The sequence below is a fragment of the Steroidobacter agaridevorans genome (assembly GCF_009932555.1).
Lineage (GTDB): Bacteria > Pseudomonadota > Gammaproteobacteria > Steroidobacterales > Steroidobacteraceae > Steroidobacter > Steroidobacter agaridevorans.
This window is the reverse complement of sequence record NZ_BLJO01000011.1, coordinates 78,292-91,993: the sequence shown is the minus strand read 5'-3', so window position 1 is coordinate 91,993 and position 13,702 is coordinate 78,292. Positions and strand designations below refer to the sequence as shown.

The window sequence follows — 13,702 nt, the reverse complement described above, 5'->3', positions numbered from 1 at the left end:
GCCATGCGATACGTGGTGCTAGCCGCAGGCTTTGATGGAACGCTGGCTCGCGATGGACGTTGCGACGAGCGTTGTATCGACGTCCTGCGTGAGCTGTCGGCGACCGGCCGTAAATTGATTCTGGTGACCGGGCGCGAGTTGCGGCGGCTGCTGGAGATATTCCCCGAAGCACGCCTGTTCGATTACATCGTCGCCGAGAACGGCGCGGTGCTGCATCGGACGGCGACCCGGCAATCCGAAATTCTCGGCCAGGCGCCGCCGGAGATCCTGTTGCAGGAGTTGCGGCGGCGGCAGGTCGCGCCGCTGGGCGTGGGCAGCTCGATCATCAGCACGGCGGCGAAATACTTCGAGGCGGTGCGCGAGGCCTTGCGCAAGCTGAAGTTGCACATGGATTACGAGCTGGTGACCAACGACGACACGCTGCTCATCCTGCCGCCGGGCATCGACAAAGCATCCGGCATGAACGAGGCGCTGCGTGAGCTCGGGGTTTCGCGTCACAACCTGGTCGCCATCGGCGATGCGGAGAACGATCTGCCGTTTCTTGCATCGGCCGAGCACGCCGTGGTCGTGAACAATGCTGCCGAGTCGATCAAGGAAGCGGCGGACCGGGTCACAGAAGGCGAGTACTGCGAGGGCTTCCTCGAGTTGGCTCGCGAGCTGATCGCGACCGATCTCGCATCCTCGGTCCCGAGGCGCCGTGTGGTGCTGGGTAAAGGCGAGGATCAACGCGAGATCCTGTTGTCGCCGTGCCAGGACTCGGTGCTGGTCAGCGGGCTGGATGAAGTGGCCCGGACCTTGATCTGCAATCGTCTGCTCGAGCAGTTGATGCAGCAGGACTATCAGTGCTGCGTCATCGGCGCCGACCGGAATGTTCCGATCGCCGCTTCGCGCGCCAGCTCGACCGATATGAGCAGCTGGGGCGATGCTCACGATGCGCCGAGGCTGACCGATGTGCTGACGGCGCTGGAGCCGCCCACTCACAGCATCGAGATCAATCTGGCCGCCTTGCCGCCCGAGACGCGGCCGGTGTTCGTCGACGCTTTGTTGTTACAACTGCAGGCGCTGCACGATCGCGCCGGCCGTCCCCATTGCATCCTGATTCATCACGCCCATCACTTCCTGACCGGCAGCCAGGCGGCCAACGCGATCCGGCGGTTGTCGGAAGTGACCATGATCTATTCGACGGCCGAAGCCAGTCAGTTGCCGGCGGCTGTGTTGAACGATGTGAAGCTCACCATCGCCACCGGGCAGCCGGGGGGCGACGCGCCGGACGTGGCCGGCGCGTCGACGGAAGCTCAAGCCGTCATTGCCGGCGGCTCGGTATGCCGGATCTCTCTGTTGCGGCCGTCGCCCGGCTCGACATCGGTGACTTCGACCGATGAAGTCACCGTGCCGGGATTTTGATCGGGATACTGAATCACTTCCTGCACCCGATAGTCCTTCATGCCGCGCGCGTGCGTGAAGATGATCAGCTCGCCCAACAGGCCGAGCGCGAACACTTGCATGCCCAGGACTACCAGCAGCGCGCCTAACAACAGCGCCGGCCGGTCGGCGAGCTTCTCGTCGAAGAACAAACGTTGCACGCTGAGGAACGCGATGATGGCCGCGCCGGCGCCGAAGGTGGCCGCGCCCAGCATGCCGAAGAAACGCAGCGGCCGCTTCGTGAAGCGCACCAGGAAGAAGATGCTGAACAGGTCGAGCACATGGTGGGCGTATTGCTTCGGCCGGTAAGCACGCTGCAGGCGGTCGAGCGGCGACTGGCGTATGGCGACTTCGCTGACGCGGAAGCCCAGGCGCGTTGCGAGGATGGCCATGAAGCGATGCTGGTCGCCGTACAAGTCCATCTCTTCGAACACCTGACGGCGCATCGCGCGGGCGCCGCAGCCCAGATCCCGCAGGCGGGCGCCGGTGACGAAATTCACCAGCCCGTGGAAAGCGCTGCGACGCATGCGATCGAACATGTTGCCGTAGCGGGGCGAGCGATAACCGATCGCCATGTCGGAGGAGCCGAGCGCCGCGACCAGTTTCGGAATGTCTTGAGCCTCGATCTGATGATAGGCCGGCAAGGTGACGATCACGCTGCCCTGGGCCCGCTCGAAGCCGGCCATCAACGCAGCGGCTTCGCCGAAGCTGCGCGTCAGGCTGACGACGGTGAGGTCCTCGCCATCGTTCAACAGCTCCTCCAGCGCGCGGCTGGCGTCGGTGCGATCGCCGTCGATGACGAAGATGAATTCGAAGGGCAGGCCGACGGCCGCGATGCCGGCCTTGTACTGCGCATACAGGGGCCGCAGCTCCGAGCGCCGCCCGCAGACGGGTACGATGACGGAGATCGACGGCAGTGAAGGGGTCAGAGGCTGAGTGCTCATGAGAGTGTCGTCACTGGTTGCGTGGGCTGCGCCTTGGAAATACCGCCACCGTGGCGCTGGATGGTTTGTGTCAGTCGGAAGAACTCGTTGTCACGGATGTCGCCGCGCGAATAGATCAGCTCAGCTAACGCGCCACTGCACAAAAGGATCGTGCCCGACGCCAAAAAAATAATTCCGGTGCCTGCCAGCGGCAGCGACAGCTGCGCCCGATCGGTGATCAGCGTGATGAACGTGTGCGCGAGCATGCCGAACGAGACGAGGAACAGCGGCACCGACAGCAGCGCGAACCAACGCAACGGCCGCGACGCGAAGGTAGTCACGGTCTTGATGACCATCAGATCCAGCAAGACCTTGTAGATGCGCGACAGGCCATATTTGGACTGGCCGTAACGGCGCGCGTGATGACGCACCCGGATCTGCGCGACGCGAGGCCCGGCGATGGAAGCCATGGCCGGAATGAAACGATGCATCTCCGAGTAGAGCGGAATGCTCTTGATCAGCTCGGCCCGGAATGCCTTGAGCGAGCAGCCGTTGTCGCGGATGGGCACGCCGGTGACCCTGCCGATCAAAACATTGGCGATGCGCGAAGGAATCTTGCGCGTCACCAGCTTGTCCTGGCGGTTGTGACGCCACCCGACCACGATGTCGTAACCGGCTTCGATCTGTTCCAGCAAATGTTTGATATCGGCCGGGTCGTTCTGCAGGTCGCCGTCCATGGTGACCAGGATTTCGCCGCGCGCGTGCTCGATGCCCGCGGCCATGGCCGGCGTCTGGCCGTAGTTGCGGCGGAATTTCACCAGTCGCAGGCGCGAATCGAAGCGCGCGATCTGGCGGGCGATCTCGGCCGTGTCGTCGCGACTGCCATCGTCGACGAACACCATCTCGAACGTGCAGCCGATATCGCCCAGCGCCTGCACTATGGCGGCGTACAGCGGACGAATGCTTTCCTGCTCGTTGTATAGCGGCACGATGACCGAAAGTCTCGGCCGCGGCGGCTCGGGCGCTTCCCGGGCGGGTCCTGATTCAGTTGTAACTTTTGCACCAGTCATCCTGTATTTCCCGACGTTCTTACAACCTTTCCCTGCGTCGGCAGTAATCGCCGTTTGCAGGAACTCTTCTCACACGCACGTCATTGCTTGGTCATAGTGACAACGCGGCGTCGAATCCTTGTGTCCCGCCGCAGTGCCGCTGACTGACGACACGCTGCTTCGTTGGCACATGACGTGCAAAGGACAGGCCAACGTAACAAGCATGTAACTAACGAACGTACGGCGAAGGTTCGACAGGAGCAGAATCGATGACGAGAATGCGAGGGCTTTGGGCATTGCTGGCGATGTGTGTATTGGGCCTGCAGGCCGCGCACGCGCAGCAGGCGTCATACATCGTCAAGCCGGGTGACACGCTGGAGATCTCGGTGTGGAAGGAGCCGGACCTGCAGCGTCAGGTGCTGGTGCGGCCGGACGGCGCTTTCTCGTTTCCGCTGGTAGGTGAGGTCGACGCGCGCGGCAAGACCATCGCCGATCTCAACAAGCTGGTCGCGGAGCGTCTCACCAAATATATCTCCGGCGCGGTGGTGACCGTGTCGGTGCAGGAGATCAAAGGCAACAAGATCTTCGTGCTCGGGCAAGTGAACCGGCCGGGCGAGTTCATCGTCAATCCGAGCGTCAACATCATGCAGGCGCTGAGCATGGCCGGCGGCATGACGCCGTTCGCGGCCACCAACGACATCATCGTGCTGCGTGGCCAGGGCGAGAAACAAACCGCCATGGCGTTCCGCTACCCCGAGGTGGTGCGCGGCAAGCGTCTGGAAACCAACATCGAGCTCATCGCAGGAGACATCGTTGTTGTGCCGTAATCGTTCGACCGGCCGCTACTGGGCCAGCCTGCCATTGGCGCTCGCCGCATGCGGCGCCAGCGCGGCCAACTGGGAAGTCGCGCCTCGCGTGCAGGCCGGCTATCGTTACAACGACAACTACCATCTCGAACAGCCGGGCGGCGAAGTGGAAGTGTCGGGCGGCGAAGCGGAGGTCGGCGTGACCTTCAGGACCGTCGATCCGCGCACCAACTTCGAGATCACGCCGCGCATCAACGCGACTTACTTCCCGGACGAGAAAGAAGAGGACTCGACCGACTACTACCTCAACGCCGGTTTCTCCGATATCACTCCGCGTCGACGCATCAACGTGCCGTTCCTGTATTCGCAGGAAGACGTGGTGGACAGCGAATTGCCGGACACCAGCGACGGCGGCGGTCTGGGCGAGCCCGACCAGGGCGACTCGGGCCGCTTCCTGGCTCGCAATCGCCGCGATTTCTTCCGGATCGCGCCTTCGTTCGGTTACGACCTCTCGCAACGCTATCGCCTGGAGCTGGATGCGCATTACCTGCAGGCCGACTTCGACAATCAGCTGCCCGGGGCGCAACAGGACTTCAGCGAATTCGGCGCGGGCGCGGGCTTCGGCTTCCTGACCTCGCAGCGCTCGACCCTGTTCGTGCGTGCATTGGGCTTCCAGTACGACACCACTTCGACGACCGACGCCTTCGGCGGCGAGTTTGAATGGAATACACAGTACTCGGAGAACTCACGGGCCTACATCCGGCTCGGCGCCCAGCAGACCAGTCCGGAGGACGGCCCGAGCGACACCAACATCATCGCCGGCGCCGGCGGCCAGTGGTCGACCCAGCGGAATACGTTGTTCCTGGATCTGACCCGCAGCGTCGGGCCAGTTGCGGCGGGAACCGTGGTGGAGCGTTATCAGTTCCGTCTGAGGGTCGATCATGACGTATCGCAACGCTTTGCCTTGCGCGCCGGCGCCCGCCTGTCCCGGGACGAAGAAACTCAGGATGGCACGTATCCCACGCGCAAATATGCCATTGGCGACTTGGGCTTCGAGTGGCGCTGGCTCCGGCAATGGTCGCTGATCGGCACCTACAGCTATCGGTGGCAGGAGTATGCAGACGAGCCTTCTGACGCCGATGCCAGCGCCTTCCTGATTGGAATCGTGTACGAACCGAAACGCGCCCAGTAGAGCCACGGCCACCTATTAGCCCAAAGCAGCGTATGTCAGTCACCCAGAGCCAGATGCAACCGCCTCCGCCCCCTTATCCCGGCTACGAGCAGGAGAGCGCCGGCTTCGGCGAATACCTGGGCATTCTGCGCCGGCGACGCAAGCTGCTGCTGGCGGTGGGGCTGCCCATCGTCGCGATCGGGGCGACGCTCGCGCTCGCCTTGCCCGACGTGTATCGCTCCGAAGGTCAGATCGAGATCGAGGGCGCGCAGGCGGTCAGACAAAACCCCAACGCCCTGGCGCAGGATCCGGAGGAATCGCCGTACGCCGATCAGTACGTGCGCAGCTTGAGCACCGTGGTGTTGAGCGATCGCAATCTCGCCAAGCTGCTGGCCGAGCACAAGCTTTATGACGGCCAGGCCGACGATCCGGCGGGCGCGCTGGAAGACCTGCGGGGCGACATCAAAGTCGACATCGTGACCGTGCCGATTCTCGATCCGAACACCGGTCGCGAGCGCGACGTGGTGACGGCGTTCAGTGTCGCGTACGACAACAAACAACCGCAGCGTGCGCAGGAAGGCGCGGAGTGGTTGGTGAATGCGTTCCTCGCCGAGAATCGCAACGATCGTCAGCGCCAGGCCGGCGGCAGAGCGAAATTCTTCGCTCGTGAAGCCGAGCGCATGCGCCAACACGTCGCGCAGCTGGAAGGCAAGCTGGCCGAGTTCAAACAAAAGAACGCCGGCAAGCTGCCCGAGCTCAACGAGATGAACCTCAACGTGATGGATCGCACCGAGAACGACATCCAGAACGTCGAGTCGCAGATGCAGGCATTGCGCCGTGAGCGCGTGTTCCTTGTCTCGCAACTGTCGCAAGCCCGAGCCGCGAGTCCCGAAGCGGGCAATCTGCGCGCGCTCGAGGACCAATACGCGCGCATGAGCGTCCAATACGATCAGAGCCATCCCGATCTGATCATGCTGCGTCGTCAGATCGATCAGTTGAAGGCGGGCGGCTCGGGCGCCGGGCTGTCGCTGAAGGGACAGCTGCAAACGCAACGTTCCATCCTGGCCGAAGCTCGTCAGCGGTACAGTGAGGATCATCCGGATGTCCAGCGTATCCAACGCAACATCCAGTCGCTTGAGGCGCGCATCGCTTCGGGTGAGACCGCCGATGTCAGCACCGCTGCCGACTCGCCGATGGCCATGCAGTTGCAGACCCAGCTGAATGCCACCGACACGCAGCTCGCGGCCCTGCAGGCCCGTGCGATGGAGTTGCGCACCAAATTGAGCGGACTGGAAGGACGCATCGTCGCGGCGCCGGAAGTCGAACGCGATTACCAGGCGGTGACTCGCGATCTGGCCAGCGCGCGCGCCAAGTACGATGAGTTGCTGAAGCGGCAGATGGATGCGGAAGTGAGCGAAGCCGCCATTGCCGGCGGCACCGCCGACAAGTTCCAGGTGAAGAGCTCGCCGAAGATTCCGGAAGACCCGGCCAAGCCGGCACGCATTGCCATCATGATCATCGCGATCGTGCTGGCCGCGATTGCCTCGCTCACTGCGGTCATTCTGGCGCAGCTCATGGATACGACAGTGCGTGGCGCACGGGATATCCAGGACATTCTCGGCGTCGCGCCGCTGACCGCCGTGCCTGTCATCAACCATTCCGGCGCCAAGAAGCACAAGCGCGGGGCGCCGGCGTACGCTGCTACAGCTGCAGCAGCAGTCGCGATTCTGGCGTTAGCGGTCGTTATTAGATTCGTTGCCTGATCCGAGCTGGGTCGATCTGAAAGTCACGAGAGCACGCAAATGAGCATTATCGAAGAGGCAGTGCGCAAGACCGCGGAACGGCATCAACGTTCTGCGCCGCCGCCGGAGCAGGGGGCCGCTCGTCCCCGACTGCGGCGCGTGCCGCCGCCTGCCACTGAGACGGCGAATGTACGGCGCTTTCAGCCGATCACGCTGGAGCGTGCCGTGCTGGACGACAACAACATCATCTCCGGGATGACGGATCCGGCCGCCTTGCGTGCTTACAAGATTCTGCGCACCCGGCTGTTACGCAGGCTCGAGGCCAATCAGTGGCGTTCGTTCGCCGTCACCGGCGCGACGCCGGGTGAGGGCAAGACCCTGACATCGATCAACCTGGCGATGGCGCTGGCGCATGACTCCAACACCTGGGTGTTCCTGGTCGATCTGGATCTGCAGCGGCCCAAGGTAGCCAGTTACCTGGGGCTCAACAACAGCCTCGGTGAGCGCGGCCTGACCGATTTTCTGCTCGGCGACGCGACGTTCGAGCAGATCGTCTACTCGCCCACCGGCATGGATCGTCTCGCCGTCGTGCCGAATTTCCAGACGGTCGCGAACGCGTCGGACTTGCTCACCTCGCCGCGCATGGACGAGCTGGTGCAGGGGCTCGAGGCGGAGATGCCACGGCGCATCGTGATCTTCGACATGCCGCCGGTGCTGGCGTCCGATGACGTGCTGGCGTTCGCGCCGCAGGTCGATGGGATGCTGCTGGTGGTCGGCGAAGGCTTCACCAGTCGCGACGCGTTGAAGAGCGCCAAGGCGCTGCTGCAGGAAATGAATTTGCTGGGCGTGGTGTTGAATCGATCCGAGTCGCAGGACCAAGGGGCGTATTACTCATACGCCCGCTGATTCTTCTTCGCTCGCCTGCCGGTTGCCCGCATAGGAAATGATCTTGAAGCCGGGGTCGAGCACTGCGATGGCGTTGTCCGGCAGATCCTTGTGGATCACGGCATTCGCGCCGACCTTCACGTTGTTACCGATATCGATCTTGCCGAACAGGCGGGCGCCTGGCGCGATATAAACATTGTCGCCGATGGTCGGCGCGCCGCGTTTCGACCCGCTGCCGGATACACCGATCGTGATGCCCTGAGACAAGTTGCAGTCGCGGCCGATCACCGCGATCGACGACACCGTGATGCCGCCGTAATGGCCGATGTACAGACCCGGGCCGATCTGCGCGGTGCGCGGAATCTCGATACCCCACAAGGCCTGCACGAAAAAATCCAGGATCACATAGAGCGGATCGAGCAGGATGCGCAGCGCTTTCGGCCGGTTCCGACTCCATTGCCCGAAACGCAACACCAGCACCGCGTGCACGCCTGGAGCGCGAGCGCATGTGAACAGGCGTTGCAGAGTGCTGCCCGAGGTCATTTCATAACGACGCCGCAAGTCGGCGCGCAATGGACTTTCCGTCCGCCGCGAACGCTTGGCGGACAATACCGAGCTGGGTGAATTCATGTCGATGTTCTGACGTTCGTAGCTTCAGATGCTGCAGCCACCGGTTCGACCGGCGGACGCACCCCCGTGCGGGCCGCGAGCATCAACCACCATGGAAACCAAACAACTATTTGCAAGGCGCGTGCCGCCAGCGAAACAGCCAATGCGTCTGCAGGCTTCACACCGCCCAGCGCCATGATGGCGATAAAGATGCCTTCATACACACCGATGCCATCCAGCGACACCGGCAAACGCGAGACCAGGATGGCCAGCGGCACGGCGGCAAATATGAACGCGGGACTGAATGGCACTTCCAGCGCTCGGGCGACCAGGCCGTAACAAACAATCACGAGGATGTGTTCGACCAGCGTGAGCGCCGAGAACGCAGCGATCCGGGGCCGATCCGAGGCCAGCGAAACGTAGGCTTCGTGCAGGCGTTCGAGCAGGCGCACGGCTTTGCTGTGCCTGAAGCGGGCGGGCACCAGCCGCAGCACCGAGTTCAGCGCATGATCGGTGAATGAAAACACCAGGATGGTGATCGCTCCGAGCAGGCCGGCCACGCCGAGTGCGAGCGCATAGTCATAAACCGTGTCATGCGGCAGCATCGCTCGCAGCAGGATCAAGCTGGCAACGGCAGTCAGCAGCGCGACGATGAAGCCGATGCCGCGTTCGACCAGAATCGTCGCCAGCGTGTCGTCGACTCGCACACCGAAACGACGCACGAGTATGACGCGAATGCCATCGGCGCCGACCGTGCTCGGCAGCGCCAGGCCCCACATCATGGCGCTACAGTAGACCATCAACTTGTGCGCAAGCGAGATGCCGTAGCCGCGGATCGCCAGCAGCAGGCCCCACTTGTAACTCATCAGCACGCGATCCATCAGAAATGCCAGCAGCGCGATGCCGGCCCACCAAGGATCGCAGTTGCCCAGCGTCGTGAGCACCGAGCCCACGTCCACGACATACATCAACAGCAACGCGCACAACAGCAGCGTGACAGTGATCCGCAGCCACGTTTTCATCGTTGTGAGGAGCTCAACTGGCGCGACGCGTGCCGTGTTCGTCGGCCGCCAGCTCGCGACGCAGGTCTTCCTTGGACTGGCCGAGGATGGACATGCGATACCAGATTTCCGCGTTGATCAGCAGCCACAGCCGATTGCCGTGATCCGCGCGCTTGGCGAGATGTTCGTCGACGAGTTGTGTGATGGCCTGGCGGTCGAGCACGCGGTCCTGTACCAGCTGCGATTGCCTCAGGCAGGACTGGTACAGGCGCGTGTATTCGGTTTGCAGCAGATAGGGCAGGGCGGACGAGAAGCCCTGTTTAGGACGATCCAGGATCTCCGGAGGCAGATAACGCGCCGCGAGTTTGCGTTGGATGTAACGCAACGTGCCGCCGCGCACTTTCATGGACGCGGGCAGCCGTGCCGCGAAGCTCGCGAGCTCATGATCCATGAACGGACTGCGCGCCTCCAGGCCATGCGCCATGCAGATCCGATCGGTGATCATCACCGGATGATTGGGCAGACGCACCAGGCTGTCGGCGTAGAGCATGCGATCCAGCTCGCCGCCTTCGGACTCTTCATACGGGCGACGGATGGCTGCTTCCGCATCCAGCTCCGACCAGCGATGCTGGACGTCCCGTGCGTACATCTGGCGCCGCCGCGCCGGATCGAAGTAGAAATAATTGAGGCTTGCCGCGTAGCGCGCGCTGCCGGAATGAAACGAAAGATGATGCAGCCAGCGCAGCTGATGGCCCAGGCTCTTGTACCAACCGGCCTCGGGGATCATTGCCATCGCCGGCGCCAGCACCTTGCGTCGCAGGCCTTCCGGCAAGCGGCCGTATTGGGCGGCGTACAGATTGCCGTAATAGCGGTCGTAGCCGCCGAACAATTCATCGCCGCCATCGCCGCCGATGACGACCTTCACATGCTGTCGTGTGAATTTCGCCAGCAGCCAGGTGCACAGTGACAGCGGGTCCGAAGGCTCGTCGAGGGCCCACACCAGATCCGGCAGATGCGCGGCAATCTCGGGCAGCACGCGCTCTTCGTGATGTTCGGTCCCGAACAGGTTCGCCACGGCACGGGCCGCGGGTGCTTCATCGAAGCGCTGGTAGCGCAGGCCCATGGTGAAGGTCGGCAGCTTCTGCACCTTCAGGTCGCGCGACAGCATCGCCACCAGCAAACTCGAATCCATGCCGCCGCTCAGAAACGCGCCGACGGGCACATCGCTTTCCATGTGCAGTCGAAGGGTCTGTTGCAGCTTGGCTTGCAGCTCGTCGAGCAGATGCTCTTCGTTGCCCGCGAGCTTGGGACTCTGCTGGAGGCGCCAGTAGCGGCGGATCTGCGGAACGCCCCCGGGTTGGAACGTGAGCATGTGACCGGGCGGCAGCTTGTGAATGCCCTGATACATGGTCAGCGGCGCATCGATGAGGCGCAGCGCCAGATACTGATCGAGCGCGGCCAGGTTCATCCGCTGTCGGCGCCGGTCCAGTGCACGCAGCGCCTTGATCTCGGACGCGAACGCGAAGCCTTGGTCGCCGGCGCAATAGAACAGCGGCTTCTGTCCCAGGTGATCGCGGGCTGCCAGCAACCGTTTGCGCTTCGTATCCCACAAGGCGAACGAGAACATGCCGCGCAGATGATCGAGCAACTGGTCGCCGTGGCGCTCATACAGGCCGAGAATGACTTCGCAATCGCTGTTCGTGAGAAAGCGATGGCCGTCCTGCTCGAGGCGCGTGCGCAGCTCGCGATAGTTATAGATCTCGCCATTGCAGACGAGCACCAGCGAGCGGTCCTCGTTGTACAAAGGCTGCCGCCCGCCAGCGAGGTCGATGATGGACAGCCGTCGATGACCGAGCGTCACGTCCGAGTCGTGATGAATACCTTCGCCATCCGGACCGCGGTGCTCGAGCGCCACGAGCATGCGCTTGAGCGCCTGCTCCCGGTGCGGGTCGGAATTGATGATGCCGGCGATGCCACACATGTTCTTGGGGAGGCTATGAATGCTGACTAATGAGTGGAAGACGGCGACGTCAATCCCTTGGGCGTGCCGGCCCGGCGCTCGATGGCAGCCTCGAAGATCGATTCATAGCGCGCGGCGCAGGTATCGATGAAGTACTGCTCTACCAACTGCCGGTTGTGCCGGCCCTGGCGCTCACGCCCTTCATGATCCCGATGCAGGTCGAGCAGCGCGCGTACGAACGCTTCCCGATCGTTGAGCTTCACGACGTGGCCGGTTTCGCCGGTCACCAGGAAATCTGTTTGCCCGCCGCGGTCGTAGCAGAGCACGGGCAAGCCGAAAGCCATCGCCTCCAGGAACACCAGGCCGAAGCCTTCATGCTGGCTCGCCGTCACGAACGCATCGGCGACCGACAGCGCGGCATATTTCTCCGCATCCGAGACCTGCCCGAGCATATGCACTCGATTGCGAACGCCCAGCTCCTTTGCACGCTTTTCGACAGCCGGCGCATCGGGGCCGTCGCCGACGATGACGAGATGCGCATTGGCAAGGTTGCTCGCAGCGAAATTATCGATGAGCTGCACCGTCGCTTTGCGCGCCACGAGCCGGCCGATGGTGATCATGACAAAGGCGTCGCTCGGCAGACCGAGATCCTGCCGTGAGGCGGCGCTTATTGACGGCGGCCGATCGATGCCGAGCGGAATCAGCTCGACCGGCCGGCGTACGCCATAAAGCTCGGTAACGTGGCGTACGGTGTCGCGCGATTGACCGACCACATCGTCGGCGGCGCGAAGCATCCAGCGCACGGCGGTTCGCAGCGGCGCATGCAGATGCGGCGAGCTGCCCTTGCTGGGATCGAACAAGTCGCCGCCGTGCACGGACAAAACATTCGGCACGCCATGCCAGCGCGCCAGGGCATGACCGAGCGGACCTGTCGGGACGACGAAGTGGGTATTGATCACGTCGAAGTCATTCCTGCTGAAGCGCAGGCCGCGGAAAAATCCCGTCGGCAGATAAGCAGCCATGGACGGGAAATTCGCCACTGCCAGCTCGCGGCGAAAGAACACCGGGACTCGCAACACGCGCACACCGCCATCGCGATCCTCGGAGAGTAGTCCTCCAGCGCGCGAAGTGAGTACTGTCACCTCGTGACGACGGGCGAGCTGCCGTGCGAGCGCGGCCATGACCACACCGCCGCCGCCGCCCAGCGGTGGATACTCGTAATTACAGAAAAGGATGCGCATGGTTCGAACAGAGGAGCAATTTCCATGCCGCTGTCGCAGCGTGCAGATCCGGTAAATTCCGGCGGAACTATTCGCGTCGGCGCCGTATTTAGCCGAATGACCTCACGGTCAGAATTTTCTGGGGATCTCGGATCATGAGTGCTCAGCCCATCGTTCCCGAACGCGCGGTGCCACAGCGTCGTGTCATGGCGGCGCGCCTGGAGCCCTTCGATTCCTACTGGCAGGCGCCTGCCAACATCGAAGCCGGCTACAGCTCGTTCGCAGCCTATTACCGCGCCAATTACCTGCCGCATCTGCCTGCAGACAAGTCCGCGAAAATTCTGGTTGTGAGTTGCGGGCCGGGCTATTTAGTCAATGTGTTAGCGCAAGCGGGCTACCGGAACGCGGTCGGCATCGATTCCGATCCCGCCAAGGTCGAGCATGCGCGCCGTCGCAGCCTGCCGTGCGAAGCGGCCGAGGCTTTTCCCTATCTCGAGAAATGCCACGGCGAGTTCGACGTAATCATTCCGGAGCAGGAGCTGAATCATCTCACTCACGAGGAGACGATCGAGTTCCTGCAGCTGTGTCACGCCGCCCTGCGGCCGGGCGGCCGCGTGATCGTCTATGCGATGAATGGCGCCAATCCGTTCGTCGGCGCTGAAAACCTTGCGCACAACATTGACCATTTTTACATCGTCACGGAATACAGCCTGGGTCAGCTGTTGCAGCTCGGCGGCTTCAAGGACATCAAGCCGTTCGCGCTGAAGCTGTATGTGTTCTGGAAGAATCCGCTGAACTACGTCGGGCTGGCCGTGACCGGCGTGCTGGAGCTCGGCATGAAGATTCTGTTCCGGATGTATGGCAAGAAGGTGAGCGTGCTGAGCAAGAAAGTCGCGGCGGTCGCGACCCGCAGC

At 62.9% G+C, this 13,702-nt stretch carries 12 protein-coding genes; 6 read left to right on the top strand and 6 right to left on the bottom strand.

All coding sequences use genetic code 11. From position 1 onward, the window contains the following. Window positions 1-3 precede the first annotated feature (3 nt). Complete coding sequence (locus GYH35_RS31755; protein ID WP_161815567.1) at window positions 4-1,404, top strand: HAD family hydrolase; 1,401 nt, start codon at window positions 4-6, stop codon at window positions 1,402-1,404. Here GYH35_RS31755 and GYH35_RS31750 read toward each other — a convergent pair. Together GYH35_RS31750 and GYH35_RS31745 are read right to left on the bottom strand one after the other, a co-directional pair. Beyond that, window positions 1,296-2,366 carry a glycosyltransferase gene (locus GYH35_RS31750; RefSeq protein WP_161815566.1) on the bottom strand — a complete coding sequence of 357 codons (1,071 nt, stop codon included), beginning with the start codon at window positions 2,364-2,366 and terminating at the stop codon, window positions 1,296-1,298. The genes GYH35_RS31755 and GYH35_RS31750 overlap by 109 nt on opposite strands. After that, complete coding sequence (locus tag GYH35_RS31745) at window positions 2,363-3,415, bottom strand: glycosyltransferase family 2 protein (protein WP_161815565.1); 1,053 nt, start codon at window positions 3,413-3,415, stop codon at window positions 2,363-2,365. Before GYH35_RS31745 ends, GYH35_RS31750 begins: the two co-directional genes overlap by 4 nt. Window positions 3,416-3,663: 248 nt before the next feature. Here GYH35_RS31745 and GYH35_RS31740 point away from each other — a divergent pair, with 248 nt between their 5' ends. Genes GYH35_RS31740 through GYH35_RS31725 form a run of 4 tightly spaced genes read left to right on the top strand, consistent with a single transcriptional unit; the run spans window position 3,664 to window position 8,019 of the window. Continuing rightward, window positions 3,664-4,221 (top strand): polysaccharide biosynthesis/export family protein, encoded by a 558-nt coding sequence (locus GYH35_RS31740; protein ID WP_202624915.1) that lies wholly within the window; start codon window positions 3,664-3,666, stop codon window positions 4,219-4,221. Further along, window positions 4,208-5,392: a porin family protein gene (locus GYH35_RS31735; RefSeq protein ID WP_161815564.1), complete on the top strand. Its 1,185-nt coding sequence runs from the start codon at window positions 4,208-4,210 to the stop codon at window positions 5,390-5,392. The genes GYH35_RS31740 and GYH35_RS31735 overlap by 14 nt, the downstream gene beginning before the upstream one ends. 32 nt (window positions 5,393-5,424) lie before the next feature. Then, window positions 5,425-7,134 (top strand): GumC family protein, encoded by a 1,710-nt coding sequence (locus GYH35_RS31730; protein ID WP_161815563.1) that lies wholly within the window; start codon window positions 5,425-5,427, stop codon window positions 7,132-7,134. Window positions 7,135-7,173: 39 nt separating this feature from the next. Further along, window positions 7,174-8,019 (top strand): CpsD/CapB family tyrosine-protein kinase, encoded by an 846-nt coding sequence (locus GYH35_RS31725; protein ID WP_161815562.1) that lies wholly within the window; start codon window positions 7,174-7,176, stop codon window positions 8,017-8,019. Here GYH35_RS31725 and GYH35_RS31720 read toward each other — a convergent pair. The 4 genes from GYH35_RS31720 to GYH35_RS31705 are packed head-to-tail and all read right to left on the bottom strand — an operon-like array spanning window position 8,005 to window position 12,809. After that, window positions 8,005-8,628 carry a serine O-acetyltransferase gene (locus tag GYH35_RS31720; protein ID WP_161815561.1) on the bottom strand — a complete coding sequence of 208 codons (624 nt, stop codon included), beginning with the start codon at window positions 8,626-8,628 and terminating at the stop codon, window positions 8,005-8,007. The two genes, GYH35_RS31725 and GYH35_RS31720, sit on opposite strands and share 15 nt — an antisense overlap. Then, on the bottom strand, window positions 8,625-9,629 hold the full coding sequence (locus GYH35_RS31715; protein ID WP_161815560.1) for a lysylphosphatidylglycerol synthase transmembrane domain-containing protein: 1,005 nt from the start codon (window positions 9,627-9,629) through the stop codon (window positions 8,625-8,627). The genes GYH35_RS31720 and GYH35_RS31715 overlap by 4 nt, the downstream gene beginning before the upstream one ends. A gap of 13 nt (window positions 9,630-9,642) precedes the next feature. Next, window positions 9,643-11,589 carry an asparagine synthase (glutamine-hydrolyzing) gene (asnB, locus tag GYH35_RS31710; RefSeq protein ID WP_161815559.1) on the bottom strand — a complete coding sequence of 649 codons (1,947 nt, stop codon included), beginning with the start codon at window positions 11,587-11,589 and terminating at the stop codon, window positions 9,643-9,645. Between the two features lie 26 nt (window positions 11,590-11,615). Further along, window positions 11,616-12,809 (bottom strand): glycosyltransferase family 4 protein, encoded by a 1,194-nt coding sequence (locus tag GYH35_RS31705; RefSeq protein ID WP_161815558.1) that lies wholly within the window; start codon window positions 12,807-12,809, stop codon window positions 11,616-11,618. Between the two features lie 134 nt (window positions 12,810-12,943). Here GYH35_RS31705 and GYH35_RS31700 point away from each other — a divergent pair. Next, window positions 12,944-13,702: class I SAM-dependent methyltransferase (locus GYH35_RS31700; RefSeq protein WP_161815557.1), on the top strand; the 759-nt coding region annotated here is incomplete at its 3' end.

Coding starts and splice junctions, on each gene's coding strand:
- GYH35_RS31720 (WP_161815561.1), bottom strand. CDS start 8,628: ATGAATTCACCCAGCTCGGTATTGTCCGCCAAGCGTTCGCGGCGGACG.
- GYH35_RS31715 (WP_161815560.1), bottom strand. CDS start 9,629: ATGAAAACGTGGCTGCGGATCACTGTCACGCTGCTGTTGTGCGCGTTG.
- GYH35_RS31705 (WP_161815558.1), bottom strand. CDS start 12,809: ATGCGCATCCTTTTCTGTAATTACGAGTATCCACCGCTGGGCGGCGGC.
- GYH35_RS31725 (WP_161815562.1), top strand. CDS start 7,174: ATGAGCATTATCGAAGAGGCAGTGCGCAAGACCGCGGAACGGCATCAA.
- GYH35_RS31750 (WP_161815566.1), bottom strand. CDS start 2,366: ATGAGCACTCAGCCTCTGACCCCTTCACTGCCGTCGATCTCCGTCATC.
- GYH35_RS31730 (WP_161815563.1), top strand. CDS start 5,425: ATGTCAGTCACCCAGAGCCAGATGCAACCGCCTCCGCCCCCTTATCCC.
- asnB (WP_161815559.1), bottom strand. CDS start 11,589: ATGTGTGGCATCGCCGGCATCATCAATTCCGACCCGCACCGGGAGCAG.
- GYH35_RS31740 (WP_202624915.1), top strand. CDS start 3,664: ATGACGAGAATGCGAGGGCTTTGGGCATTGCTGGCGATGTGTGTATTG.
- GYH35_RS31745 (WP_161815565.1), bottom strand. CDS start 3,415: ATGACTGGTGCAAAAGTTACAACTGAATCAGGACCCGCCCGGGAAGCG.
- GYH35_RS31755 (WP_161815567.1), top strand. CDS start 4: ATGCGATACGTGGTGCTAGCCGCAGGCTTTGATGGAACGCTGGCTCGC.